Here is a 26,233-nt window from a genome sequence, read left to right as displayed (position 1 = left end):
GCCATCATGAAGCTGTTGATCGCACTCGCGCTCTCCTGCGCGCCCGTCGCCGCCCTCGCGCAGACCGTCGCGGCCGATACGCCCGGCAAGCTCGCCAGCGGCGTGCAATATGTGCAGCCCAAGGACTGGACCGCATCGAAGCAGGGCCCCGCGCTCGTCTTCACATCGCCCGAGGGAGACCTGCGTATTGTGGTCGCCGAAATCGGCGCTGCCGCCGACGCCGCGGATGCCGCCGCCAAAGCCTGGGCGGTCGTCCGGCCGGGTGCCGTGCCGACGCAGCGCACCAGCACCGCGGCGCCTCCGGCCGACGGCTGGGACGAGCGCGTGAGCTTTGCCTATGAAACATTGCCGACCGAGCGCGCCGCGCGCTCGGCAAGCGCGCTGCGCAAGGGCACCGCGTGGACCGTGCTGATCGTCGATGGTTCGGCGGGTACCGCCGCCAAGCGCTCGGCCGCGATGTCGGTGGTGTCGCAGGGCCTTCGCCCGGCGGGTTTCCAGAAGGAAAGTTTCGCCGGCAAGACCGCGCACGAACTCACGCCCGAGCGGATCAAGCTGCTCACCGACTTCGTCGAGCAGAGCCGTGAGGAACTCGAAGTCCCCGGCGTCGGCTTTGCGCTGATCGACGATGGCAAGGTGCTGTGGCAGGGCGGCTTCGGCGTTCGCGCGCTCGGCTCGCCCGAAAAGGTCGACGAGCACACCAAGTTCATGATCGCGTCGAACACCAAGGGGATGACCACGCTCCTCCTGTCGACGCTTGCCGACGAAGGCAAACTGCGCTGGGACGAGAAGGTCGTCGACCTGTATCCAGAGTTCCGCCTCGGCAATGACGAGGTCACCAAGTCGGTACTGGTCAAGCATCTGATCTGCGCTTGCACCGGTTTGCCGCGCAAGGATTTCGGCTTCATCCTCGCCGACAAGGGACAGCCTGCCGCGGACACGTTCAAACAGCTTGCCGCGACGATGCCGACCAGCAAGTTCGGCGACCTGTTCCAATATAACAACCAGCTCGCCTCGGCGGCGGGCTATGTCGGCGGGCACATCCTCTATCCGAAGATGGAATTCGGCGCCGCCTATGACCGGGCGATGGAAGAGAAAGTCTTCAAGCCGCTCGGCATGAAGGACAGCACCTTCGATTATGCCGAGGGCATGGCGGGCAATTGGGCGGCGCCGCACGGCCTCGACATCGACGGCAAGGTGACTTTGATGTCGAACGACTTCAACTGGTCGCCCTATCCGTATCGCCCTGCGGGCGCAGCCTTTTCCACCACCGCCGACATGGTGCGCTATGTCCAGCTCGAACTCGGCAAGGGCATGCTCGACGGCAAGCGCCTGGTGAGCGAAACCAACCTGCTCGCGCGCCGGGAAAAAGGCGTGCAGGTCGGACCCGACAGCTGGTACGGCATGGGCCTGTTCCAGCGCGACGCATCGGGCGTGCAGGTCGTCACGCATGGCGGCACATTGGTCGGCTATCACAGCACCTGGTTTGCGCTTCCCGAGTCCGGTGTCGGCATGGTGATCCTGACCAACAGCGATCCGGGCGCATCGATGCTGGCGCCGACGCTCCGCCGCCTGCTCGAAATACTCTATGACGGCCAGCCCGAGGCGGCGCGCGATATCACCGCGGCGGCGACACGGATCAAGGCGCAGGCCGGTGCGAAGCGCGAGCGGTTGACCTATCCGGGCGACGCAGCGGTGCTGGCGGGCCTCGCCGGTCACTATCGCGACCCGTCGGTCGGGCAGATCACGATCAGCGAAAAGAACGGCCAGAAATGGATCAAGGCCGGCTTCGTCGAGGGGCCGATCGCGACGCGCAAGAATGCCGACGGCAGCATGTCGATCATCTCGGTCGGCCCCGGCAACATCGGCGTCGATGCGCTGGTCGGCACCAAGGACGGCAAGCGCACGCTCAGCATCAACGACGGCCAGCAGACGCAATATCTGTACGTCGAGGACTGAAAATCAGGGAGATTTCCGCATGACACGGCCGTTCGCGCTTGCCCTTGCCTCGTTGCTGCTGGTCGGCGCGGCCGCGCCTCCGCCCGCCGCCTATGACATCGTCATTCGCGGCGGCCGCGTGCTCGACGGCGCGGGCAATCCTTGGGTCACCGCCGACGTCGCGATCAAGGACGGCCGCATCGCGCGCGTCGGCGTGATCGAGACGAAGGGGAAACAGGAGATCGATGCGCGCGGCCGCTATGTCTCGCCGGGGTTCATCGACATGCTTGATCAGTCGGGACGCGTGCTGCTGCGCGACGGATCGGCGGCAAACAAGCTCCAGATGGGCGTCACCACGCTGATCGCCGGCGAAGGCGGAACCGCGGTCCCCGCGGGCGAACTCGCGGGTTATTTCAACACGCTCGAGACGCAGGGCATCGCCGTCAACTTCGGTACCTATTATGGCGCGATCCAGGCGCGCGTGAAGGTGATGGGCGATGGCGATGGCGCCCCGAACGAAACCCAGATGCGCGCCATGGAGGATGAGGTGCGTACCGCGATGAAGGCGGGTGCATTCGGCATTTCGTCGGCGCTCATCTATTCGCCGGCGAGCTTTCAGGCGACGGACGACCTTGCGCGGCTCGCTGCAATTCCGGGCAAATGCGGCGGCTTTTATGCGACGCATATGCGCGACGAGAGCGACAAATTGCTCGCCGCGATCGACGAGGCGGTCCAGATCGGCGAACGCAGCGGCGCGAAGGTCGAGGTGTTCCACATCAAGGCCGCCTATGCGCCGCTGTGGGGCAAGCTGATGCCGCAGGCGATCGCGCGGATCGAGGCGGCGCGGACGCGCGGCGTCGACATCGGCGCGAATATCTATCCCTATCGCGCCGGTGGCACCGGGCTCGACGTCACCGTTCCGACGCATGTCTTCGCAAAGGGCCGCGAGGCAGCGCATGAAGCGGTGCGCGATCCCGCCGTTCGTGTTCAGCTCAAAAAGGAACTCGCCGCCGGGCCGCAGGCGGACTGGTCGAACCTGGTCCATGCGTCGGGCGGGTGGAAGAATGTCGTGCTCGCTAACGGTCAGGCCGAACAGTACAAGCGCTTCAACGGCCAGAATTTCGCCGAGATCGGCAAGGCGCTGGGCAAGGATCCCGCCGACGCCGCGTGGGACATCTGGCTTGCCGCGCTGCCCGCGCGCGCGTCGGCGCTCTATTTCATGATGGACGACAAGGACATCGACCTCGCGATGAAACAGCCGTGGGTCAGCATCGGGACCGACGCCTCGGCAGCGGACAGCACGGTCGCCGCCGAAACCGCGGGGCGGCCGCATCCGCGCTCCTATGGCACCTTTCCGCGCATCATCGCCGAATATGTCCAGGCACGTCCGGTGCTGACGTTGCCCGACGCGATCCGCAAGATGACCGGCTGGCCGGCGCAGCGGCTAGGCCTCTCCGATCGCGGGCTGCTACGCGAAGGCATGCGCGCCGACATCGTCGTCTTTGACCTCGCGGCGATCAAGGACCGGGCGACCTATGAAGCGCCGACGGCAGCGCCCGAAGGCATCGGCGACGTGATCGTCAACGGCGTCGTCGCTCTGGCCAAGGGGCAACCGACCGGTTCGCGGAGCGGCAACGTCCTGCGTCATGCGTGCACCGCGATCTGAGCCAGCGACTTTTCAATCCGCCGTCACGTCAATCTCGCGCTGCTGGCGGATATCCGCCGATGACGATCCGGCCATGATCCGGTAGCGGCCGGGCACGACGCGCCATTTCCCCTGCTCTGCATCGAATTGCGAAAAGGCGCGGGGATCCAGCGTCACGCTGACGGTTCGGCGCGCGCCGGCCGCAAGGTCGACCTTGGCAAAGCCGCGCAGCGCGATCGGCAGATCACCGGCGGCGGGGGCGAGCGGCGCGACATAGATCTGCACCACTTCCTTGCCGGCACGCTTGCCCGTGTTGCGGAGCGTGAGTTTCGCCGACACCAGTTCGCCGCCGTTGACGCGCACAGGCGCCGACAGCGCCGAATAGGCGAAGCTGGTGTAGCTGAGCCCATGGCCGAAGGGGAACAGCGGCTTCACACCCTTTGTGACATAGCCGCGGTAACCCACGAGCAGGCCTTCGGAATAAGGCGTCTTGGCACCCTTGAGGTTGACCATATCGTCTTCGCTCCGGGCCGGGAAGGTCACGGGCAGTTTACCCGAGGGGTTGACCTTGCCGGTGAGCACGCTCGCGAGCGCCGCCGCGCCGCCTTCACCCGGCAGCCACATGTCGACGATCGCGGGTGCCTTGTCGGACCAGGGCATCGTCATCGCGGCGCCCGCATTGACGACGACCGCAGTCTTCGGATTGGCGGCGATGATCGCCTCGACGAGCTTGTTCTGGTCGCCCGGCAGGTCGAGCGAGGTGCGGTCATACCCTTCGCCTTCGGTTGTCGACGAGGAGCCGACGAACACAAGCGCGGCATCGGCACCGCGCGCCGCCGCGACCGCCTCGTCGAACGAGGGGAGCGGTTCGCGGATACCGAAGCTCAGATACTCATAGGGCGTCTGGCCGGTGACATAGTCGATGCGGATCGGATAGCTGCGCCCCGCTTCGAGCTGGACCGACACCGTCCGGCGCGGGATCGGGAAGCCGAGGACGTCGCGGATGTCGGGCTTTGACGCACTTTCCTTGTTGAGCACGGTCTTGCCGTCGAGCGTGATTGTCGCATTGCCGGTACCGCGCGTGCTGAATTCATAGGTGCCGCTCGTTTCGGGCCAGAACAGCCCCTCCCAGCGGAACGCCGCATAGCCCGTCACCTGCGGTCCGGCGATATTGCCGCTGATCCGCTTCAAAAAGCTCGTCGCGGTTTCGCGTTTCACCGGCTCGCCGCTCATGTCGGCAGTGGCGTAATAGGTCGCGGCGAGGCCAGTGACGCTGCGGTCGGTTCCGGGGCTGAACAATTTGGGGTTCGCGCCCGGCGGCGTTTCCTCATTGTCGACGCCGCGCGCGAAGTCGATCCTGACACCCGGCAGCGCAGCCTTGAGCGCCGCGAGCGGCGTGCTCGTCTCGAACGGTACGACAGCCGAGCTGCCGCCGCCCTGAATACGCACGACGTCGGCGTTCGGGCCGATCACCGCAAGCGTCTTGATCGACGATGGCAACGGCAGAACGCCGCTGTTCTTGAGGAGGACGATCGCCTCTTCGGCGGCGCTCTGCGCGAGCGCTGCATTGCGCGGGGTCGTTTCGGCGATCGGGCGTGCAACGCCGCGCTCGATCGCGCCGCTGCGCACGATCAACCGCACCATGCGGCGCGCATTGTCGTCAAGCTGCGCGGGGGTAACCTTGCCCTCTTCGACCGCCTTTTTGAGCTTTGGCCCGAAATGGTTCGGCGGTCCCGGCATTTCGAGGTCCATGCCAGCGTTGACGGTGGTCGCGGTCGAATGGACCGCGCCCCAGTCGGACACCACGAAGCCCTTATAGCCCCATTCGGTCTTGAGCAGGTCGGTCAGCAGCCAACGGTTCTCCGCCGCATGCGTGCCGTTAATCTTGTTGTACGATGCCATCACCGACCAGGGGTCGCCCTGTTTGATCACGGTCTCGAACGCCTGGAGGTAGATTTCGCGCAGCGTGCGCGGATCGACCACTGAATCGACGATGAAGCGGTTGGTTTCCTGATTGTTCGCCGCAAAATGCTTGAGCGACACGCCGATACCCGCGCCCTGTGCGCCCTTCACATAGCCGAGCCCGATCTGACCAGCCAGATACGGGTCTTCGGAGTAGGTTTCGAAATTGCGACCCCAGCGCGGGGTACGAACGATGTTGACCGTCGGTGCGAGCAGCACGTCGGCGCCATGCGCGATCGTTTCCTTGCCGATCGCCGCGCCGACTTTTGCCGTGAGGTCGGGATTCCAGGTCGCCGCCATCGCGACACCGACAGGGAACACCGTCGCGGGCTTACCCTCCGGCGAGCGCACGCCGGTCGGACCGTCGGTCATGCGGATCGAGGGGATGCCGAGCCGTTCGATCGGGTTCAGCGTCATCGAGCTTTCGCCCGCGAGCAGCAGGATTTTCTCGTCGAGCGTCAGCCGCCCCATCAGATCGTCGACACGCGCCTCGATCGGCGCGGATTTATCCTTGTAGATCATATCCTGCGCCTGTGCGCCGGACAGCGCCACCGTGGAGGACAGCAAACTTGCCGTCAGATAGGCTGTCCGGCCCTTCATCACTTGATCTCCGCCAGGTCCTTGGCGGTCGCGGCGAGCATCTCGTCGGTGATCTTGCCGTTCGAATAGGGTTGAAGCTGCGTCAGGCTGATCGCCTTGAACATCTCATATTCGGGCAGTGCGATCATGCCGGGGAAATGCTTTTCGATCACCGCCTTGCCCTTTTCGTCGGCGACGATGTCCTGCAGCGGGGTGTCGAGGTTGAACTTCGCATCGCTGGCGGGGGCAGCCGCGGCCGGTGCGGGCGCGGCGGGTGCGGGTGCCGGCGCGGTCGTGCCTTGAGCAAAGGCGGGAGCAGCGGCCATCAGCGCCGCAACAAATATGGCAGTTTTCATTCTACTTCTTCCTTTTGAAGATCGGCGACCATCGCTTCTCTGATCAGATATTTCTGGACCTTCCCCGTCACCGTGGTGGGGAATTCGCCGACGATACGCACGTAGCGCGGGACTTTATAGTGGGCGATCTGGCCGCGACAGAATTCGCGTATCGCTTCGGCATCGACGTTGGCATCGGGCTTCAACCGTACCCATGCGCACAGTTCCTCGCCCATGCGTTCGTCGGGGATGCCAACCACCGCCACATCCTCGACAAAGGGATGGCGATAGAGATAATCCTCGATCTCGCGCGGGTAGATATTCTCGCCGCCGCGGATGACCATATCCTTGAGGCGGCCGACGATATTGCCATAGCCCTCGGCATCGATCGTCGCGAGATCGCCCGAATGCATCCAGCCGTCGGCGTCGATCGAATCCGCGGTGCGTTCGGCCTCGTCCCAATAACCGATCATCACCGAATATCCGCGCGTGCAAAGCTCGCCGGCTTCGCCCGAGGGGACGATATTGCCACCGCCATCGACGATCTTGCATTCGAGGTGCGGCTGCACGCGGCCGATCGAGCCGACGCGGCGTTCGAACGGATCGTCGGGCGCTGTCTGGAAGCTCACCGGGCTGGTTTCGGTCATCCCGTAAGCGATCGTCACGTCGCGCATGTTCAGCCGCTCGACAACCTGCCGCATCAGCGGTTCGGGGCAGATTGCGCCGGCCATGCAACCGGTGCGCAGCGAGGACACATCAAAGTCATCGAAGCGCGGATGCGCGAGCACCGCAATGAACATTGTCGGGACGCCGTAGAGCGCCGTGCAACGTTCGGCTTCGACGGCGCGCAGTACGGCTTCGGGATCGAAACCTTCGGACGGATAGATCATCGCCGCGCCGTGGGTGATGCTGGCGAGATTGCCCATCACCATGCCGAAGCAATGATAGAGCGGCACGGGGATGCAGATGCGGTCGCCCTCCCCCAGCCCCTGCGTACGACCGACGAAATACCCGTTGTTCAGGATGTTGCGATGGCTGAGCGTCGCCCCCTTCGGCAGACCGGTGGTGCCGCTGGTGAACTGGATATTGATCGCGTCGTTGGGATCGAGCGCCGGGCCGATGGCGGCGAGACGCTGGCGGTCGGTATCGGTAGCAAGCGTCGCCGCATCGTCGAACGGCAGCCAACCTGGACGCGCTTCCGGACCGATGAGGATCAGCGAGCGCAGGGTCGGCAGACGTTCGGCGCGCAACTGACCGGGCGTGCTGGTGACCGCCTCGGGCGCGAGTTCCTCGATCATGCCCGGATAGTCGCTCGTCTTGAAGCTGGTCGCCGCGACGAGCGCCGAAAGGCCGACCTTGTTGATCGTATATTCGACCTCGGACAGGCGATAGGCCGGGTTGATCGTGACGAGGATCAGCCCGGCGCGCGCCGCGGCAAACTGGGTCAGCGTCCATTCGGCGCAATTGGGTGCCCAGATGCCGATCCGGTCGCCGGGATTGAGGCCAAGCGCAAGCAGTCCGGCGGCGAAAGCGTCGGACCGTTCGAGCAGTTCGGCGAAGGTCCAGCGAATGCCCTGCCCGACCGATACGAGCGCGTCGCTGCTCCCCCAGCGTTCGGCGGCAAGCGCGAGCGCTTCGCCGATCGTATGCTCGATCAGCGGCGGTTCGCTCGCGCCTGTCACATGGCTCGTCATTTCCCGGGCGCCTCGCACGTAAAGCTGGCTGCGTCGTCGGTCGAACCTTTGCCGTCCCACTTTGCGACCTTCGGAAATGCACAGAGCGGCCGCGTCCGCCCGGCCTTGGCGGGCAAGCCGATATAGGCGAACAGGTCGTTGTCATATTTGGTCGCGATGATCCGCTCTGGCGCTGGGCCGCCCTGCCGCCAGCCATCGAGTGCCGCCAGCGGATCGAAGTTGTTCGGTCCCGGTCCCGCAAGGCAGTGCGACATGCCGGGCACCATGAACAGGCGGACCGAAGTCGCCGTAGCCTTCGGGTTCGCCGCGACCAGGCGCTCGTAATAGTCGAGCGTATTCTGTGCCGGAATCCCGGCATCGTTCCAGCCGTGATAGAGGATCAGCTTGCCGCCGCGTTTGTAGAAGGCACCGAGGTCGGTGCTGTCCGCATCAAGATCGCCGCCGACCCGCGCCTTCGCCAACGCATAGTCGCGTTCGAGGTTGAAATCCGAAAGCTGCCAGTCGGGATTGGCGTGGACAAAATAGCGGAAGAAGGCGGTGCCGAACTTTACATGCTGCGACGTCTTGCCCGTCAGCCATTGTGACCAGGTGCCTGCCTCCGCCTCGGCGCCGGGTGCGAAACCGGGGTAGAAGCTCTTGCCTCCGGTCGTCTTTGGACCTTCGTAGAACAGCCTTGCGGTCGCGACTTCGCCCGGCGTCAGGCAATCGGCGCCATCGCCGCCTTTGCAGGCGAGTTTGGCCGGATCGAAATGACATGCGCGCGGATCGTCGATCACGCCATCCTTCACCCCGTCGAGCCCGTCGCACTGGCCGAGCGATGCGGCCTGGAGCAATTTCAGCTTCGCCATCGGCAGGTCGGCGCCGGGCTTGCCCGCCGCGACGGCGTTGTTGGCAAAGGCGCTCGCCATGCGCGTCCATGGCATCGCGGGGGCTCCCGCGATGATCGCGTCATAATCGGCCGGGTATCGCTGCGCGAGGGTCAGCGCCTGCCGCCCGCCATCCGAACAGCCATGGAAATAGCTCGCCGCGAGCGGGTTTTCGTAAAAGGCGGCGATCACCTGTTTCGCAGTCTCCGCGCCGACATGATTGGCGCGCCAGCCATAGTCGCGGATCTTTTCGGGCGCGTTCAGCGCCCAGCTTGCGTCGACATCGGCTTCGCTGAAATGCCCCATGTCAGTACCGACCGCAGCATAGCCCTTTTGCACCGCGCCGCGCATAAGCAGCGACGGCAGCAGCATGTTCGCGCCGAAACCGCCATTGCCCGCGCCGAGCAGCTTGCCGTTCCACCCCGCGCGCTCGGGTAACCAGACCTCGACCTTGATCGACGATCCGGGCACCGGCGACAGCGTAGCCTGTACGCGGCAGAAGGCGGCGGGGGCTGGAAGGCCGGGCTTGCCCGCCTCCAGATTGACCATTGCGCCGCCCGAAAGCGAGGTCGCGGCGTCGACCTTGCCGTCCTTCAGCGTCATGCCGGTCAGCGCTTCGCAGCTTCCGACCTTCTGCGCCGAGGAAGCCGGTGTCGGGGCGGGTTCGTTTGCGGTGCAGCCCGCGAGCAACGATCCGCCGGCGAGCAGGAGGAGCGATGCCGCCCTCATTTGCCGACCAGTCCCTGGCTGCGCAGCCATCCGGACATTGCGTCGGTCCATGCGTCGCTCGGTTTGCCGCTCTTCTTCATGCCGAAACCATGGCCTCCGCTTTCGTAAGTGACGATCGTGCTGCTCGCGCCAGCCGCCTTCCACGCCGCGGCAAGGCGGACGCTGTCGTCATATGCCAGCTTGTCGTCCTTTGCCGCTGCGACGAACAGCGGCGGCGCCTTCTTTGGCACCGCGATTGTGTCGGGCAGCAGGCCCGGATAGATGGCGATCGCGAAGTCTGGACGGCTCGCGGGCTTGTTCGCCGTCAGCGTCCATACCGTCACCGCGCCGCCCGCCGAAAAGCCCATCAGCCCTACCCGGTTCGACTTGATGCGATAGCGGGCGGCATTTTTGCGCACCCACTTCACCGCATTCTCGCCGTCGGCGGTCGCGAGCGGGCGCAGCGGTTCGACCGCTGTGCGCAGCGAAGGAAGATTTGCGAGATAGCGCATCATCTGGAGCGGAAAATCGGCTCCGGTTTCGAGCAGACGATATTTGAGTACGAACGCGGTGACGCCCTGGCTGTTCAGCCATTTGGCGACCGCCTCGCCCTCATTTTCGATCGACAGCATGTGAAAACCACCGCCGGGCGCAACGATTACCGCAGTGCCGTTGGGCTTATCAGCGACATAGGGCGTCAGCGTCGCGTCGGATACATTGCGCACGATCGTCCCGAACGGTCCGGTCTCGCGCACTTCCTTCGACGTCGCGGGAACGGGGTCGGACGACAGGCGGATCGCTTCCCACGCGCAGGCGGGGATCGCGACGATGGCGAGCGCGCCGGCGATGGCGGCAGTAAGGCGCATGGTCATGACTTTCATTATTTTCCGTCCCGTGCGGCGGCGATGGCAGTGAGCGCAGGCGTGGTTGCCGGCGCCATTGCGGTTGCGTCGATACCCATCGACAGAAGCTGCGGCCTTACGGGGTCGAGCCGTACCCATGCGGGAAGTCCGCTTCCGTTCGGATCGCCGGTTTTCGCGAAGTTGGTCCAATAGTCGCCAAGCTGCTTCGCGGCGGCGCGGTCGGCGGCGGTCGCGTCGGCGAGCAGGTTGCCGAACTGGAATGCGACGTCCGACGCGTGAACGGCTCCGACATCGGGCTTGCGCTGGCCTTCAGCGACATAGCCGAAACGATAGAGGAAGGTCGGCACCCCCGCGCGCGCCTGCAACAGGCCGAAAGCGAGTGCCGGCTCGGCGAAGATCGCGTCACCGCCAAGCCGGCGGTTCGCTTCATCCTCGCTCGCATAGGCGGCTTTCACCGCAGCGGCGGAAGCACCGAGCGACTTTTCGACCGGGCCGTTGACCATCGCGCGAAACGGCGCCGGGATGAAGCCGAGTTCATCATCGTTGCTGCCGATAATATAGGGAATGCGCGCCTGTTTACCCTCGGCAAAGATCGTCTCGGCCCCCGCGGGCACGATCGTCCCGTCGGTCATCGGCCCCGAATAGCGATCCTCTTCCTTGCTCATCAAGGCAAGGCTGCCGAGAACCTTGTCGGCGGACAGCGCGCGCAAGGCCGCAGCGTCGGCAGCGCCTGCTCGCGCACCGAACGCCTGCCCCTTCGCTTGTGCATCCGCAAGCGTCGGCCAGTCATCGCGGCCGCCCCCCGAAGCGACGATCGCGCGCGCGAACAGGCCCCTGGCGGCGGGCGACGCCATCAGGCGCGACACCGATTCCCCGCCCGCGCTCTCGCCGAAGATCGTAACCTTGGCCGGATCGCCGCCGAACGACGCGATGTTGCGCTGGACCCATTTCAGCGCAGCAATCTGATCCATCAGCCCCCAGTTGCCGTCCTTGCCCAACGCGCGGTGCGCGAAGAAGCCGAAGCGGCCAAGGCGATAGTTGAAGCTGACGATCACGACGTCGCGCTTCGCAAGCACGCCGCCATCGGTCTCGGGCAAGGTCCCCGACCCACCGACGAAGCCGCCGCCGTGAATCCAGACCATCACCGGCAGCTTCGCTCCCTTGGCTGGCTTCGGTGTCCAGACGTTGAGCGTCAGGCAATCCTCGTTCATCGGCCGCGATCCGGGCTGGATACCGGGGAGCGGATTCTGCATGCAATCGGGGCCGTAAGCGGTTGCGTCGCGTGGTGCACTCCACGGCGCCGCGGGCGCGGGTGCGCTCCAGCGCAGGGCCCCGACCGGCGGCGCGGCATAGGGAATGCCCTTGAACGCCGCAACGCCATCCGCCGTTACGCCCGTGATAGCGCCACTGTCGATCGCCACTTGCTGGGCCGCGACCGGCGATGCCAACAAGGCAGCCGAAACCAATATGCTGCGGATCATTATTTGCCTCCGGTCGTGAAGATGAAACGGCCGGGGCCGGTACGATAGATGAAATAACCCTTGTCCTCGCGAACGGGGCTGGCGCCCGCAGGCGGGGTTACGGCGCCAAAGCGTGTCGGCACCCAAATCTCCCCCGCCGTATTCGCCGGCACCTCGGCGGTCAGCGCCAGCCTGCCCCCGTCGACCTTCCATCCCGAGAGGGCGCGGCCATGCACCGTATCCATTGCGGCTTCGGCACTCGCCAGCCCGTCCGGGATCGCGGGTTTGACCACCACGAGCTTGTACCCCGGTGCGCCGGGACGCAGGCCGGCGAGCCGCTGACGCATCCAATCGGCGATCGACGCGAAATAATGATGGTCGCGCGATCGGCTGTTCAGGCTCCACGTCTCGAACATCGTCGAATGACCGTTCTTGATCCACCAGCCCCAGCTCGGCTCGTCGGTGCGCGTCGCGACGCGATAGGCAAGGTTTGCATGACCGTAATCGCTGAGGATTTCGAGCAGGTAGCGCGCGCCATAGACACCGGTGTGCAGCCCCTGCTTGTCGACGTCGCGTGCGATCGTGTCGGCGACATCCTGTTCGCGGCCCGCGGGCACCATGCCGAACGCGAGCGGCAGGATATTCTGCACCTGCGTCGCCGGACCCGCGACGCCCTTTGCATCGACCGTCCGGTACCAGCCGTTCGCCGCATCCCAATAGCGCGCGTTATAAGCAGCACGGATGTCGGCCGCGAGTTTTCCATAACGCTCGGCGTCGTCGGCCTTGCCGATGATCGCCGACGATTTCGCAAGCAGGTCCGCCTGATGGAAGAAATAGGCCGTGGTCACCGCATCGATGCCGCCGCCGCGCGCATTGCTGTAATCCATGCCGCCCGCCGACGCCCATTCGGACAGTCCCGCCGAGCGTTGATAGTCGGGCGCCTTGATGAAGGTCGCGGTGTAATCGACCAGTCGCCGCTGCATATCCTGATTGTCGGCAAGGATGCGCGTGTCGCCATAGGTCGTATAAAGTTCCCACGGCAGGATCATCGCCGCGACGTCCCAGGGCGTCGTCGGGCCCCAGATCACGTTCCAGCCGGGGGTGTTCTCATATCCGTAGAAAGGCGTCGTCGGCGCAATCTCCGGCACTTCACCCTTGTCCGACTGCGCGTCGCGGAAATCGGCCAGCCATTTCGTCCAGACGCGCGCTATATCCAGACTGCGCGCCGCGGCGCCCGCCGATGCCTGTGCATCGCCGCTCCAGCCATTCTTCTCATAGGTCGGCGTGTCGGTCTGGAAGCCATGAAGATTGTTGAGGATCGACGCGATCGCGGCAAAGTCGATCTGATTCAGCAACGGGTCGGCACTCGTGAAGCTGCCGGTACGCGCGACCGCCGAATGGACGATGCGGGCGGTCAATGCACCCACGGGCGGCCTGTCGGGGAAACCGTCGACCTGCACATAGCGAAAGCCACGATAGCCGAAGCGCGGTTCCCATTGCTCGGCGCCCTTGCCTGCCAGCGTATAGCGGTCGGTCTGAAGCTGCGCGTCGATCAGCCCGGCGGCAGGGACGACTTTGCCGTCGTCGGCAACACGCTCGCTCGCGATCATCGAAACGGTCAGCCCGCGCGACCCGCTGACTTTGAGCACCGGCCAACCCGCAACGATGCGCCCGAAGTCATATACATGGACGCCCGGCGCGACCTCCTTCACCGCGACCGGCGCGATATCCTCGACCGGCTCGATCGCTTCGCTGTCGGCGGCGACAATCTGCCCTGCCGGACCAGCAACGACCGAAGCCGCCGACCATTTGCGGTCGCGAAAGCCCGCACGATCCCAGCCTGTCGGCACCAGCCGCGCATCGAAGCGCTCGCCGCGATGCACCGAGTCATTGAGCGTCGGGCCCGAAATGGTGCGCCAGCCGCCATCGGTCGCGACCGTTTCGCGGGTCCCATCGGCGTAGGTGATTTCCAGCTGCGCCTTGAGCGCAGGCTCGGCGTGCCAGGGTGCCGCGTGAAAATACCATTCGTTCGGATCGGTCAGCCCGTACCAGCCGCGCCCCAACTCGGCGCCGATCACATTCTCTCCGCGGCGCAGCAGCGCAGTCACGTCCAGCGTGTAAGCGAGCACGCGCTTATCATAGGCGGTGTAACCGACGCCGAGCGACGAGCCGACGATCGTGCCATTGACCGAAAGCCGGGGCATGCCCCCGCCCGCATAATAGAGCCGCGCGCTCGCGACCGGTTTGCCGAGGCGAAAAGCGCGGCGAACAAGTGGCGCCGGCAGTTCGATCGGGAGGACCAGGTCGACACCCGGAACCCCGCTCGCGACCACCAACCCATCCTTACCAACGCCACCGCCGGTGAAAGGATTGTCGCCGCCCGCAAAATCATATGCAACCGCAGGGCTTTGGGTGCCCGACACGCGGACCGAATGCACGATCGCAGCCGCCGCTTCCTTACCAGCGAAGCCGATCGTGCCATGCTTGTGCGCGTCATTGTCGACCGTCCCGACGACGACCCCGTCGATGCGCGTCACGATCTGACGACCCTCGGCGCGGATCGAAAGCGCGATGCGGCGCCCCTTGAGCGGTGCCGCAAGCTTGACCTGCCCCAGCCGCTCCATCTTGATCGCCGAACTCGTCCCGCCCGGATAGCGGCGGATCGTCTGGATCAGTTCGGGCCCGTTCTTGTCGTCCGCGAGCGTCCAGACATAGGCGTCGCCATAGGTTTTGCCGTTGGGCAGCGCGCGAAACAATATGTCGACGCTCTTGCCCGTCAGCGTCAACTCGGCGTCGAGCGTCAGGTCGCCCCAGTCATGGGCAAGGCGTTGGGGCCCCGAAATCCATTTGGCCTGCCAGTCGCCATCGGCAAGCAATCCCGTTTCCCACCAGGCCGGCGTGCTCCAGCCAGAGACCTTGCCATCGGCGTCCCACACCTGCACCTGCCACCAATAGCGCTGGCGCGACACCAGCGCTGGTCCGGCGTAGGCGATCTGGACATTGTCCGTCGACACGGTCTTGCCGCTATCCCAGAGCGGCGCGCGCTCAAGGTCGGCTTCGGAGGTCGCGACACGTATGCGATATGCGCTCTGTCGCGCCACCGGCGATCGCCAGGCAAGGCGCGGCGCCGCCGTGTCGAGGCCCAGCGGCGCCGCAGCATATTCGGTCCTGAGTTCGGCGGGCGCCGGATCGGCCGCCCACACGGGCGAGGTTGCCATGCCGACGGCCGCGAGCGCACCCAGCAACAGGCCTCGCAAGCTTCCGATCAGCGGCAACCCAACCTCCTCGTCAGAATTTGGTGCGAATACCGAAGGATACCAGCCGGCCGAGCGTGCTGCCATTCGTATATCCCGATGCACTGTTCAGGAACGGCGGATCCTCGTCAAAGACATTGTCGACGTTCAGCGTCAGCAGCGTGTTTGCGAGCATGTCGCCGAGATCGTAGCTGAAGAAAAGATCGACGGTGTCGAACGCGGCGACGCGTTCCTGCGGCGCCAACCCGACGACCGGATAGCCGCTGCGATGGTTGAGCGTCGCGCGCGCCGTAAAATCACCGACCGTCGCGCCGAGCCCTGCCGTGAAGAGGAAGCGACCGGTGCCATTTTTGAGATCGTCGTTGACCGGGCCGCCCTGCACAACCTGCGTCTCGCGATTGAGGAGGTAGCTGCCGGTGAAATTCGCATTGACCGAACCGAAGCCGGTCGGGCGATTATAGGCGAGGTTGAAGTCGACGCCGTCGACATTCACCGCGCCGAGGTTCGCCCGCTGCGCAAGGAACAGCACATAGGGCGAGCTGAACGCAAATAGCGTCGCGAGGTTCGGCACGCCGTCGACGCGGAGATTGCCGGCCGCGGCCTGCGCCTGCGCGAGCGTCGGGTTGAGGATGAAGAAATCCGCATAGGCCGGCGTCGTGAACAAGAGCGGCGACGTGAACGGCGGGACCGCGATGGCGTCCTTGAACTTCACGTTGAAATAGGTCGCGCTGGCGACGAAACCTTCAAGCGCGGCGGGCTTGAGATCGAAGCCAAGCGACCAGGTATCGGCCTTCTCCGGTTTCAGATTGGCGTTGCCGCCCGCGATCGCGATCGTCGGACGCAGCGCGTCGAAGGGCGAGCTGTTCGGCGCGCGGAACGGACTGAACGGAAGCACCTGCACGCGCGCGTCGACCGAGTTGCCCAGGTCGGCAAGGCTTGGCGCGTGGAACGACGTGCCGTAGTTGCCACGGATCGTCAGCGCCTCGAACGGGCGCCAAGTCACGCCGATCTTGGGATTGGTCGTGCTGCCCACATCGCTGTAATCGTCGTAGCGGACCGAGCCCGACAGTTCGAGGCTGTAGAAGCCGGGCGCGCGATTGTCGGCGCCGAAGATCGGGATCAGCAGTTCGCCGAACAGCGACTTCACATTGCGCGCGGCATAAGCGTTCGAGCCGGTGACCGCATTTTCGGGGCCGCTGCCGGTGAAGGAGCGGATATTCTCGTAATGATATTCCCCGCCGACCGCGAGGCGGATGTCGCCGCCGGGCAAGCTGGTCAGCGGACCGTCGAGCACGACGCGCCCTTCGGCCAGTTCCTGCGTCGCGTCGCCATAGTTGACGAAATCGTCGATCGCCGCGAGCACCGCGGGCGACGTTGCCGAGAGGTTATAGGGGTTGAGCGCGGTCGCGGTCGTGGTGCCCGCCAGCGCAAGCGTCGCCAGGGTCGAGTTGAAAGAGCGCTCGGTCGATTCATTCTCGCTGCGTCCGAAGTTGGCCAGCGTACGCAGCTGCCAGCCACCGCCGAGCTCGAAATCGAAGCTGGGGGTGATGCCATAAGAGGTGAAGCTCGACGGGCTGTCGTTGCTGGGCCCGAAGACATCGTCGAATGCGAACGAAACGGTGTGCGCGAGTTCGGTGCCGATCGGGCGGAAGAAGGGATTCGCAGCGGTGATCGTTCCGCTCGCGCTGCTTTGCGCACTGCGGTGCAGCGTATCGCGCTTCGACCAATAGGCCGACAGCTTGAACGCGACCGAGTCGCTGAGGTCCTGCGTCAATCCGGCGAAAACGCTGTGGCGTTCCTCGCGCGGATAGATTGCCGCATAGTCGGTCTGGTCGCAGCGATTGACGCCCGGCGTCCGGCCGGGAAGCGCATAGGTCGTCGTGCCGACGGTGATATTCGCCAACGCGCAGGCGGTGCTGCGGAAATCGCCGCCGCCGCGATCGGTCTGGTTCGCGGTCGCATAGCCGCGGTCGAGCCCGATAAGGTCGTCGTGCCAGGCGTAGGAATAGGAGATGAAGACCGAGCCCGAACCCCAATCCTTGCCCGCGATGACGCTGGCGTCGATCGTCTGGTAATCCTTGGCAAAGCCATAGCGCGCATTGACGCCGATGCCGTCGTAGCGGTCGCGCGTGATGAAGTTGATCACGCCGCCGATCGCGTCGGAGCCATAGATGGACGAACCGCCATCGGGAATGACATCGACACGCTTGATGACGTCGGGCGGGATGACCGACGGGTCGAAACTCGTCTGCAAAATACCCGCGCCGACCATGCGGTGCCCATCGACGAGCACGAGCGTGGTCGAACCACCGCTGTTGCCAAGATTGCGAATGTTCGGACGCACGATCGGATTGCCGAAATTGCCCAGGCCCGCCGGGATCGTACCGAAATTGCCGACCTGCGGGATCGAGGCGAGAAGGTCGTTCGCCGAGGCTGCGCCCGAGGCGACGACATCGGCCTCGCTGACCGCGACGACATTGGTGCCGACCGGCGCAACGCCGCGCAGCAGGGTACCGGTCACGACGATATCGGCATTGGTCGGTGCTTCGGAATCGGCATCCTGCGCATGGACACCGGTCGCGCCGAGCAGCGCCCCCGCACACGCCATTGCCGAAATGCCCCGCCGCCACGCGTTCCGCCGCGCAGCAAAATCCAGACCCGCGTTCGTCATCGCCTTCATCGCATCCTCCCTGCACTCGCCCTCGCGAGTTGTCCCTTTTGACGGAGGCGCCTGTCCGGCAATCTTGTTCCTCCGATGCCACGCTTCGCTGAGCGTTTCTGCATCAATGCTCATTATTTGTCTTTATCAATCACGTCAACGATCAATTTCAATCATTCGTGCCTGAACGGCACGCCAGACCGCGGTTTTCTTTTTAAGGGTTCTGGAAAATTCAGGCGATGATGACGCGGATGCCGGCGGCTTCCATCATCGCGACATGACGCGTTTCGATTCCAGAGTCGGTGACGACGACGTCGATCTCGTCCAGCGCACATACGACGTTGCCCGACGGGCCCGAAAATTTAGAACTGTCGACGAGCACGATGATCTCGTCGGCGCGTTCGATCAGCCGGCGTTCGGCCGCAACAAGGATCACGTCGGCCTGCATTAGCCCCGCGGGACCCATCGACGCCGCACCCATGAACAGCTTCGGCGCGTGAAAGCGCGGCATGCCGTCATCGCCGGCGGCCGACAGGACGATATTCTGTTCGCGAAAGACCTGGCCCGATGGAATGAGGATCCGCGTCGTCGACTGCGGCAACAGCGCGCTGACGATGTGAAGCGAGTTGGTCAGAACCTGCAGGCTCAGCCCGTCCAGGTGCGGGCACATCTGCAGCGTCGTCGAGCCGCCGTCGATCATGACGCCTTCGCCCGGAATGCAGAGCCCTGCGGCGGCGCGGCCGATCGCTTCCTTGGCGCCGCGATTGCGGCCGATATTTTCGTGGAATGGAACGCCCGACAGTCCGTCTTCGGACGTACTGGATGTAACGCTTCCGCCTCCGACGCGCTTCGCCCCGCCACGTACGCGCGTGATGACGCCCGCCTCTTCCAGCCGGTCGAGATCGCGTCGGATGGTGGCTGGCGACGCGGCGACGCGGCTTTCGAGGTCGCGGAACGAGACGAAACCGCTCTCGCCCAGGCTATCGAGGATCATTTTTTCGCGTTCGGCTGCGTGCATCGGGGTCCCTGTCTGATTGCGTCTATTTGACGGGAGCTGCGCCGAGTTGCAATCGAATGATTAGACGATCCCCGCCGTCGTGCCCGCCGCGCGCCGTTCCTGCGCCTTGCGATCCCGCCACCCGCTCGCGCGATAGGCCGTAATTGCATCGATCGCCCCGCCCGCCTCGGCGCGCGCCGCCGCGAGGATCGGGGTGACGTCGGTGCGGTACGCGACGCGCAGCGCCTGGAACGCCATCATCGTGTCGTTCGCTTCCTGCGCCGCGAGCAAAGCCTCGCGGTCGACGAGCAGCGCCTTGGCATAGGCCGCGACGATCGCCTCGGCCGACGACAACATGCTTTCGATCGGGTCGGTCACATTGTGCGACTGGTCGATCATGTAGGCGGGGCGGAAATCGCCGCGCGGGTTCATCTCGGCCTCGATCAACTCGTTGAAGACGAGGAAGAGCTGGTGCGGATTGATCGATCCCGAGTCGAGGTCGTCGTCGCCATATTTGCTGTCGTTGAAGTGGAAGCCGCCGAGCTTTCCGAAGCGATGGAGCCGGGCGACGATCTGTTCGATGTTTACGTTCGGCGCGTGATGCCCAAGATCGACAAGGCATTTCGCCTTGTCGCCAAGCTCCTGCGCGACGAGGATCGAACTGCCCCAGTCGGCGATCACGGTCGAATAGAAGGCGGGTTCGAACATCTTGTGTTCGATCAGCATACGCCAGTCGTCGGGGAGCGCGGCATAGACCTGCGCAGCCGCATCGAGATAGCGGTCGAGGCTGCGACCGAGATCCTGCTGTCCCGGAAAATTGGTGCCGTCGCCGACCCAGACGGTCAGGTCGGTGACGCCAAGCTGCCGGCCAATCTCGATACATTCGATGTTGTGCGCGACCGCCTGCTCGCGCACCTCAGCGCGCGTTGAGGAAAGCGAGCCCGTGGCGTAGCTTGCCGCCTGCCCTGGCTGATCCTGAAAGGTGTTGCTGTTCACCGCATCGAAGCCGAGCCCGAGCGCCGCCGCTTCCTCGCGCAACCCGCGGTAGTCGCCGACCTTGTCCCACGGAAAATGTGGACTGACGCGCGGCGTCGCGCGCCCGAGTTGCTGAATGACCGCACAATCTTCAAGCTTTTCGTGAATGTTGGTCGGCTCGCCGGCAATCGGGAATTTGGCGAAGCGCGTGCCGCCGCGCCCGGCGCCCCAACTCGGCACCGCGACCGAGAAACCCGCGACCTTTGCCTTCACGCCGTCGATGTCGATCCCCCGCCGGCCAAGCTGGCGGCCGAGGCTGCCATAATCGTCGTCGAGCGCATCGATCAGACCGGCGTTCAGCCGCTCGATGTCATCCTGTGCGAGCGGCAGGTCGCCGGCCATAAATCTCTCCTGATTCCGTATCTTATCGCGTAAATGCCTGCGCGTTGCCCGCGTCGACGTTGATCATATTGCCGGTCGACTTTGCCGACATATCAGAACTGAGGAAATAGACCGCTTCAGCGACATCCTCGGGCAGCACGTCGCGCTTCAGCATCGACCGGTTGCGATAATGTTCTTCGAGCTCGCTGCCCGAATCGATGCCGTGCGCACCCGCGCGTTCGCGGCGCCAGTCGCCGTCCCAGATACGCGATCCCTTGATCACCGCATCGGGATTGACCGTGTTGACGCGGATACCGAACGGCGCCCCTTCCAGCGCGAGGCAGCGCGCAAGGTGCAGTGCCGCCGCCTTTGCCGACGCATAGGCCGAGGCGTTGGTCGCCGCGGCGATCCCGTTCTTCGACCCGATGAAAACGATCGAACCGCCGCCCTGCGCCTTCATCAGCGGAAAGGCTGCGCGCGCGGTGAGGAAATAGCCCTGCGCAAGCACATCGTAATTGCGCTGCCACAGTTCGAGCGTCGTATCCTCGATCGGCGCCGACGAGGCGATGCCCGCGTTCGCGACAAGAATGTCGAGCCCCCCGAACTCGCGCGCGCAGTCCGCAAAGGCCGCCGCAACCTGCACTTCGTCGGTCACGTCGCACACTGCCGAGCGAATGCGGTCGCGGCCAAAGCGGCCTTCAAGTTCCTGCGCCGCCTTGGTCAGCGCATCGGCATCGCGGTCGACAAGCAGCACGCACGCATCGTCAGCGGCAAGGCGTTCGGCGGTTGCGGCACCGATGCCGCCCGCGCCGCCGGTTACGAGCGCGATGCGACCGGCGAGAGGCTTGCGCTTCGGCATGCGCTGGAGCTTCGCTTCCTCGAGCAGCCAATATTCGATATCGAACGCTTCCTGCTCGTCGAGCCCGACATAGGCGCCGATCGCCTCGGCACCGCGCATCACATTGATCGCGTTCGCATAGAATTCGCCCGCAAGCCGCGCGGTCGTCTTGTCACCGGCAAATGTCATACGGCCGATGCCGGGAACCAGCACGACGACGGGATTGGGATCGCGCATTGCCGGCGAACCCGGCCGCGCGCATCGCTGATAATAAGCGGCATAGTCGGCGCGATACGCCTCGATCCGCTCCGCCAGATAGTTGCTGTCGTCGATCCGTGCCGGGTCGAGCACGAGCGGCGCAATCTTGGTGCGCAGGAAATGGTCGGGGCACGAAGTGCCGATCACTGCGAGTTTTGCAAAATCTCGGCTGCTCGTGAATTCGAGCGTTTCGGCATCGTCGGCGAAATGCCCCACGCGCCGTCCCCCCATCAACCCGCGCAGCAGCGGCATCAGCCTGGCGGCTGCGAAGGCGCGTTCGGCGGCTGGCAGCGGCGCGATGACCTCACCTCCGAACCCCGACTTGGTGGCCAGCTTGGCGTTCAGATGCCTCGCGGCATCGGTGATCAGCGCGATGGTGTTATCGTAACAGACCTTGGCGCTATCGCCCCAGCAGATGATGCCATGGCCCGCGAGCATCACGCCGCGAAGACCCGGATGAGCGGCAACATAGTCGCGCAATTTGAGCCCGAGATCGAACCCGGGGCGCTGCCAGGGCAGCCAGCCCACCGCTCCGCCCCAGATCGCCTTGGTCGCAGCCTCGCCTTCGCTCGACGCGGCGAGCGCGATGATCGCGTCCGGATGGACATGGTCGACATGTGCAAAGGGCAGATAGCTATGGAGCGGGGTATCGATCGACGCCGCGCGCGGATTGAGCGCGAAGGTGCAGTGCGGCAGATAGCCGACCATCTCGTCTTCATGCTCCAGCCCGCGATAGAGCTTCTCGAGACCAAGAAGCTTGCTCTGGTAGAGTGTCGAAAACCCGTCGAGCTTCATCGAACCGATGTCGCCCCCCGATCCCTTCACCCACAGGACCGGCACCGTTTCGCCGGTGAGCGGATCGCGCGCATCGAGCTTGGCCGATGTGTTCCCCCCGCCGAAATTGGTGACGGTGAGGTCCGACCCGAGCCGGTTAGAGCGATAGAGCAGCAGATCTTCGGGCGACTTGTCCGCCGCCTCTTCGTCCGACCAGCGATTCGCCGGAATGACGAATGGCAGCGCGGCAGCGTTGGATTTCGGTGGGACGTCCAGAAGATCGGGCATGAAGGAAACTCGTTGTTTCGACTATGACAAGCCATGTATCGAAAACGCTGGCGTCCTGCAATCAGTTTCGATAAAGTTCGATCAAATTCGGTCGCAACGAAGCAAAGGGAGAGGGATGAAGGGTCGCGCCACCATAGTCCTCGATATCGGGAAAACCTTGGCAAAGCTGAGCCTCTGGTCGCCGGATGGCGCCTTGATTGAACGGCGCGTGCGGCCGAACGAGCGCATCAGGACGGCGGGCTATGCCGCGCTCGACACGGCCGGGATCGAAGCCTGGGCCGTCGAGGTGCTGCGATATTTCGCGACGCTTGCGGACGTAGGCGCGATCGTTCCGGTGGGCCATGGTGCCGGCGCAGCGATTATTCGCGGCGACCATCTTGCTTGCCCCCCGCTCGACTATGAAGAAGCGCTGCCGGCGGACTTGCGCACAGCCTATGCGGCCGAGCGGGACGCCTTTGCAGAGACGGGCTCCCCCGCCCTGCCCGACGGGCTCAATCTCGGCGCGCAGCTTTTCCGTCTTGAGCGTCGCGACCCCACGCTCGCGCGCGGCACGCAAATCGTGCCTTGGGCGCAATATTGGAGTTGGCTATTGAGCGGGGTGGCCGCATCGGAGGTGACCAGCCTCGGCTGTCATACCGATCTCTGGAACCCGATCGCCGGCAGGCCGTCCGGACTCGCCGAACGGCACGGCTGGGCGGAACGACTTGCCCCGCTGCGCACGGCGGGCGACATATTGGGCACGCTGCGGCCCGAATGGGTTTTCCGGACCGGGCTGCCCGCCGACACCGAGATCCATTGCGGCCTTCATGATTCGAACGCGGCGCTGCTCGCCGCGCGCGGCTTCGCCGAAATCGCAGATCATGAGTCGACCGTGCTGTCGACGGGCACATGGTTCGTCGCGATGCGATCTCCCCAGGACGCGGCGTCGGTCGACATCGCCCGCCTCGACGAGCGTCGCGATTGCCTGATCAACGTCGATGTCCACGGCACACCGATCCCGTCGGCCCGATTCATGGGTGGGCGCGAGATCGAGACATTGATCGGCCTCGACACGCGGCAAAGCGACATTGCGCCTGACCAACCCGCACTGCTGGACGCGCTGCCCGATACGCTCGCCGGTGGCGCAATGCTGCTGCCCACCTTCGCGCCGGGCTTCGGCCCCTTCCCGCATGGTCGCGGCCGATGGATCGCCGAGCCTCCGGGGCAGCCCGCGCGCCGCGCCGCAGTGTCGCTATACGCCGCGCTGGTCACCGACGCGTCGTTGGGCCTGATCGGCACAAGGGAACGCCTGTTGATCGAGGGCCGCTTCGCCGAAGGGCAGGTTTTCGTCCGCGCGCTTGCGGCGCTGCGGCCCGACCTTCGCACCTATATCGGTAAGGCGCACAATGACGTTTCCTATGGTGCGCTGCGGCTCTTGGACGCCGCGTTGCCCACGGCAGAACCGCTCGAACTGGTCGAGCCGCTCGATATCGATCTTGGGCCCTATCGCGACCGCTGGCGCGAAGAAGCCGAACGGGTGGAAGAAACCGCGTGAAAGCAGCATCGATCGGCGACTATCGCGAAGCCGCCCGGCGACGCCTGCCGCACTTCCTGTTCGAATATTTCGACGGCGGCTCCTATGCCGAGCGGACGCTACATGCCAACATCGCCGACCTGCAGGACATTGCGCTGCGCCAGCACGTGCTGAACGACGTGTCGGCGATCGACCTGTCGACGACGTTGTTCGGCCAGCCAGTATCGATGCCCGTCGCGCTCGGTCCGATCGGCCTCGCCGGAATGGCTGCACGCCGCGGCGAGGTACAGGCCGCGCGTGCGGCGGCAGCGAAGGGTGTGCCCTTTACGCTGTCGACCGTTTCGGCCTGCTCCCTCGCCGAGGTCGCGCAGGGCTCCCCGACGCCCTTCTGGTTCCAGCTCTATATGATGCGCGACCGCGGCTTTATGCGATCGCTGCTCGACGAGGCCAGCGAGGCCCGCTGCCCCGTGCTCGTCTTCACCGTCGACATGCCGCTCCCGGGCGCGCGCTATCGCGATGTGCGCTCGGGCCTGTCGGGCGCCTCGGGACTTCGCGGGCAACTGCGCCGTATCGGCCAGGCCATGACCCGCCCCGGCTGGGCATGGGACGTCGGCATCCATGGCCGCCCGCATCAGCTAGGCAACGTCGCGCCGCTGCTCGGCCCGAAATCGGGACTCGAAGACTTCTTGGGCTGGATGAAAAATAACTTCGATCCGGGCATAACTTGGGCCGACCTGGATTTCGTTCGCGCCCACTGGGCCAGACCTATCGTCTTAAAGGGCATTTTGGACACCGAAGACGCACGGCGCGCCGCCGAGGCGGGGGTCGACGGGATCATCGTATCGAATCATGGCGGGCGCCAGCTCGATGGAGTGCCGTCGGTCGCGCGCGCGCTGCCCGCGATCGCCGATGCGGTCGGTGACCGGCTGACGCTGCTCGCCGATGGCGGCGTGCGGTCGGGCCTCGATGTCGTGCGGATGCTCGCATTGGGCGCCAAAGGCGTGCTGCTCGGTCGGGCCTGGGCATTTGCGCTCGCGGCGGACGGGGGACGCGGCGTGCGACACGTGCTCGACCTGATCGAGGCCGAAATGCGTGTCGCAATGGCGCTTACCGGGGTGACCGGGGTGGACAGGATCGGGCCGGAGACATTAGCCGCCTGACGGGAATGAGGGGAGAAAAAGGATGGATGCGAACCCGCTGCTCGGCGTGTTCTTTCACTGGCTGGGCGGGCTATCGTCGGCGAGCTTCTATGTGCCGTACAAGCGCATCCGCGCCTGGTCGTGGGAGGTTTTCTGGATCACCGGCGGCATCTTCTCGTGGCTGATAGCTCCTTGGCTCTTCGCCTCGATCCAGACCCACGACCTGGTCGGTGTCCTCAGCCGGACGCCCGGTGATATCTGGTTCTGGTGCTGGTTCTGGGGCGCGATGTGGGGACTTGGCGGACTGACCTTCGGGCTCACCATGCGCTACCTTGGCCTCTCGCTTGGCATGGCGGTCGCGCTCGGGCTGACGACCGTCATCGGCACGATGGGGCCGCCGATCTTTCGCGGGACCTTGGGAGAATTGTTCGCCACGACCAGCGGGCAGACGGTGTTTCTCGGCATCGCGATTACGCTGATAGGGATCGTCATTGTCGCGCAGGCCGGACGCCGCAAGGAACGTGAGATGGGCGCGGCGGTCGCAGAGGCCGACAAATCCGAATTCAATCTCCGCAAAGGATTGGCGATCGCAGTCTTCTCCGGCATCATGTCGGGCTGTTTCGCCTGGGGCCTCGACGCCGGCGCGCCGATCCGCGAGCTGACGCTCGCCGCCGGGACCGACCCGCTATGGCAGGGACTGCCCGTTCTGTGCGTCGTGCTGCTCGGCGGGCTTACGACAAACCTAATATGGTGCGCGATCCTCATCGCGCGCAACCGCAGCATACGCCAGTTCGCCGGCGAAGCCGCGCCCGGTGCGACCGAACGGCCGCCGCTCGCGCTCAACTATGGCCTCGCTGCGCTCGGCGGCACGCTCTGGTATTTCCAATTCTTCTTCTACACGATGGGCGAAAGCCAGATGGGGCGCTTCGGCTTCTCAAGCTGGACGCTGCATATGGCGAGCATCATCCTCTTTTCGACCCTCTGGGGCTTCGCGCTCAAGGAATGGGCGCCCGCGGGCCAGCGCACCCGCGCGCTGGTCTGGCTCGGGATTGCAGTGCTGATGGCGTCGACCGTCGTGATCGGCCTCGGCAACAGCCTCGCGTAATCTCT

General features: G+C 65.0%; 16 protein-coding genes. 5 read left to right on the top strand and 11 right to left on the bottom strand.

The window, feature by feature from the left end; genetic code table 11:
* The first annotated feature begins 6 nt into the window (after positions 1 to 6).
* Both SC1_RS04575 and SC1_RS04570 read left to right on the top strand, forming a co-directional pair.
* On the top strand, positions 7 to 1,956 hold the full coding sequence (locus SC1_RS04575; RefSeq protein ID WP_062178183.1) for a serine hydrolase: 1,950 nt from the start codon (positions 7 to 9) through the stop codon (positions 1,954 to 1,956).
* A 19-nt stretch (positions 1,957 to 1,975) separates the two neighbouring features.
* A complete protein-coding gene (locus tag SC1_RS04570; RefSeq protein WP_062178179.1) occupies positions 1,976 to 3,601 on the top strand; it encodes an amidohydrolase family protein in 1,626 nt (541 codons plus the stop codon).
* A 12-nt stretch (positions 3,602 to 3,613) separates the two neighbouring features.
* Here SC1_RS04570 and SC1_RS04565 read toward each other — a convergent pair whose 3' ends face one another.
* From SC1_RS04565 to SC1_RS04515, 11 genes are all read right to left on the bottom strand, one after another.
* Complete coding sequence (locus SC1_RS04565) at positions 3,614 to 6,142, bottom strand: glycoside hydrolase family 3 C-terminal domain-containing protein (RefSeq protein WP_083435682.1); 2,529 nt, start codon at positions 6,140 to 6,142, stop codon at positions 3,614 to 3,616.
* Complete coding sequence (locus SC1_RS04560) at positions 6,142 to 6,477, bottom strand: hypothetical protein (protein WP_193749109.1); 336 nt, start codon at positions 6,475 to 6,477, stop codon at positions 6,142 to 6,144. Before SC1_RS04560 ends, SC1_RS04565 begins: the two co-directional genes overlap by 1 nt.
* A complete protein-coding gene (locus SC1_RS04555) occupies positions 6,474 to 8,150 on the bottom strand; it encodes an AMP-binding protein (RefSeq protein WP_062178175.1) in 1,677 nt (558 codons plus the stop codon). The genes SC1_RS04560 and SC1_RS04555 overlap by 4 nt, the downstream gene beginning before the upstream one ends.
* Positions 8,147 to 9,745, bottom strand: a complete 1,599-nt coding sequence (locus SC1_RS04550) for a tannase/feruloyl esterase family alpha/beta hydrolase (RefSeq protein WP_062178172.1) — start codon at positions 9,743 to 9,745, stop codon at positions 8,147 to 8,149. The genes SC1_RS04555 and SC1_RS04550 overlap by 4 nt, the downstream gene beginning before the upstream one ends.
* Positions 9,742 to 10,596, bottom strand: a complete 855-nt coding sequence (locus SC1_RS04545; RefSeq protein WP_238586569.1) for an alpha/beta hydrolase — start codon at positions 10,594 to 10,596, stop codon at positions 9,742 to 9,744. The genes SC1_RS04550 and SC1_RS04545 overlap by 4 nt, the downstream gene beginning before the upstream one ends.
* Positions 10,597 to 10,604: 8 nt before the next feature.
* Positions 10,605 to 12,068: a carboxylesterase/lipase family protein gene (locus SC1_RS04540; protein ID WP_062178167.1), complete on the bottom strand. Its 1,464-nt coding sequence runs from the start codon at positions 12,066 to 12,068 to the stop codon at positions 10,605 to 10,607.
* On the bottom strand, positions 12,068 to 15,388 hold the full coding sequence (locus SC1_RS04535) for an alpha-L-rhamnosidase (protein ID WP_083435679.1): 3,321 nt from the start codon (positions 15,386 to 15,388) through the stop codon (positions 12,068 to 12,070). The genes SC1_RS04540 and SC1_RS04535 overlap by 1 nt, the downstream gene beginning before the upstream one ends.
* Positions 15,336 to 17,981, bottom strand: coding sequence for a TonB-dependent siderophore receptor (locus tag SC1_RS04530; RefSeq protein ID WP_062178162.1), 2,646 nt, complete (start codon positions 17,979 to 17,981; stop codon positions 15,336 to 15,338). The genes SC1_RS04535 and SC1_RS04530 overlap by 53 nt, the downstream gene beginning before the upstream one ends.
* Before the next feature lie 211 nt (positions 17,982 to 18,192).
* Positions 18,193 to 18,954: a DeoR/GlpR family DNA-binding transcription regulator gene (locus SC1_RS04525; RefSeq protein ID WP_238586568.1), complete on the bottom strand. Its 762-nt coding sequence runs from the start codon at positions 18,952 to 18,954 to the stop codon at positions 18,193 to 18,195.
* Between the two features lie 84 nt (positions 18,955 to 19,038).
* Positions 19,039 to 20,334 (bottom strand): L-rhamnose catabolism isomerase, encoded by a 1,296-nt coding sequence (gene rhaI, locus SC1_RS04520; protein WP_062178157.1) that lies wholly within the window; start codon positions 20,332 to 20,334, stop codon positions 19,039 to 19,041.
* A 22-nt stretch (positions 20,335 to 20,356) separates the two neighbouring features.
* A complete protein-coding gene (locus SC1_RS04515; RefSeq protein ID WP_062178154.1) occupies positions 20,357 to 22,471 on the bottom strand; it encodes a bifunctional rhamnulose-1-phosphate aldolase/short-chain dehydrogenase in 2,115 nt (704 codons plus the stop codon).
* Positions 22,472 to 22,586: 115 nt separating this feature from the next.
* Between SC1_RS04515 and SC1_RS04510 the strand changes: the two genes are divergently transcribed.
* The 3 genes from SC1_RS04510 to rhaT are packed head-to-tail and all read left to right on the top strand — an operon-like array spanning position 22,587 to position 26,228.
* Positions 22,587 to 24,005 (top strand): FGGY-family carbohydrate kinase, encoded by a 1,419-nt coding sequence (locus SC1_RS04510; RefSeq protein ID WP_062178151.1) that lies wholly within the window; start codon positions 22,587 to 22,589, stop codon positions 24,003 to 24,005.
* Positions 24,002 to 25,144, top strand: coding sequence for an FMN-dependent L-lactate dehydrogenase LldD (gene lldD / locus SC1_RS04505; RefSeq protein WP_062178148.1), 1,143 nt, complete (start codon positions 24,002 to 24,004; stop codon positions 25,142 to 25,144). Before SC1_RS04510 ends, lldD begins: the two co-directional genes overlap by 4 nt.
* Before the next feature lie 22 nt (positions 25,145 to 25,166).
* Entirely contained in the window at positions 25,167 to 26,228 is a 1,062-nt protein-coding gene (gene rhaT, locus SC1_RS04500) for an L-rhamnose/proton symporter RhaT (RefSeq protein ID WP_062178146.1), read from the top strand.
* Positions 26,229 to 26,233 lie beyond the last annotated feature (5 nt).

Origin of the sequence: Sphingopyxis sp. C-1 (assembly GCF_001047015.1) — a bacterium.
Lineage (GTDB): Bacteria > Pseudomonadota > Alphaproteobacteria > Sphingomonadales > Sphingomonadaceae > Sphingopyxis.
The sequence above is the reverse complement of the archived record's forward strand: the minus strand, read 5'-3'. Positions and strand labels throughout refer to the sequence as shown.

Coding starts and splice junctions, on each gene's coding strand:
- SC1_RS04575 (WP_062178183.1), top strand. CDS start 7: ATGAAGCTGTTGATCGCACTCGCGCTCTCCTGCGCGCCCGTCGCCGCC.
- SC1_RS04570 (WP_062178179.1), top strand. CDS start 1,976: ATGACACGGCCGTTCGCGCTTGCCCTTGCCTCGTTGCTGCTGGTCGGC.
- SC1_RS04565 (WP_083435682.1), bottom strand. CDS start 6,142: ATGAAGGGCCGGACAGCCTATCTGACGGCAAGTTTGCTGTCCTCCACG.
- SC1_RS04560 (WP_193749109.1), bottom strand. CDS start 6,477: ATGAAAACTGCCATATTTGTTGCGGCGCTGATGGCCGCTGCTCCCGCC.
- SC1_RS04555 (WP_062178175.1), bottom strand. CDS start 8,150: ATGACGAGCCATGTGACAGGCGCGAGCGAACCGCCGCTGATCGAGCAT.
- SC1_RS04550 (WP_062178172.1), bottom strand. CDS start 9,745: ATGAGGGCGGCATCGCTCCTCCTGCTCGCCGGCGGATCGTTGCTCGCG.
- SC1_RS04545 (WP_238586569.1), bottom strand. CDS start 10,596: ATGACCATGCGCCTTACTGCCGCCATCGCCGGCGCGCTCGCCATCGTC.
- SC1_RS04540 (WP_062178167.1), bottom strand. CDS start 12,068: ATGATCCGCAGCATATTGGTTTCGGCTGCCTTGTTGGCATCGCCGGTC.
- SC1_RS04535 (WP_083435679.1), bottom strand. CDS start 15,388: ATGGCAGCACGCTCGGCCGGCTGGTATCCTTCGGTATTCGCACCAAAT.
- SC1_RS04530 (WP_062178162.1), bottom strand. CDS start 17,981: ATGAAGGCGATGACGAACGCGGGTCTGGATTTTGCTGCGCGGCGGAAC.
- SC1_RS04525 (WP_238586568.1), bottom strand. CDS start 18,954: ATGATCCTCGATAGCCTGGGCGAGAGCGGTTTCGTCTCGTTCCGCGAC.
- rhaI (WP_062178157.1), bottom strand. CDS start 20,334: ATGGCCGGCGACCTGCCGCTCGCACAGGATGACATCGAGCGGCTGAAC.
- SC1_RS04515 (WP_062178154.1), bottom strand. CDS start 22,471: ATGCCCGATCTTCTGGACGTCCCACCGAAATCCAACGCTGCCGCGCTG.
- SC1_RS04510 (WP_062178151.1), top strand. CDS start 22,587: ATGAAGGGTCGCGCCACCATAGTCCTCGATATCGGGAAAACCTTGGCA.
- rhaT (WP_062178146.1), top strand. CDS start 25,167: ATGGATGCGAACCCGCTGCTCGGCGTGTTCTTTCACTGGCTGGGCGGG.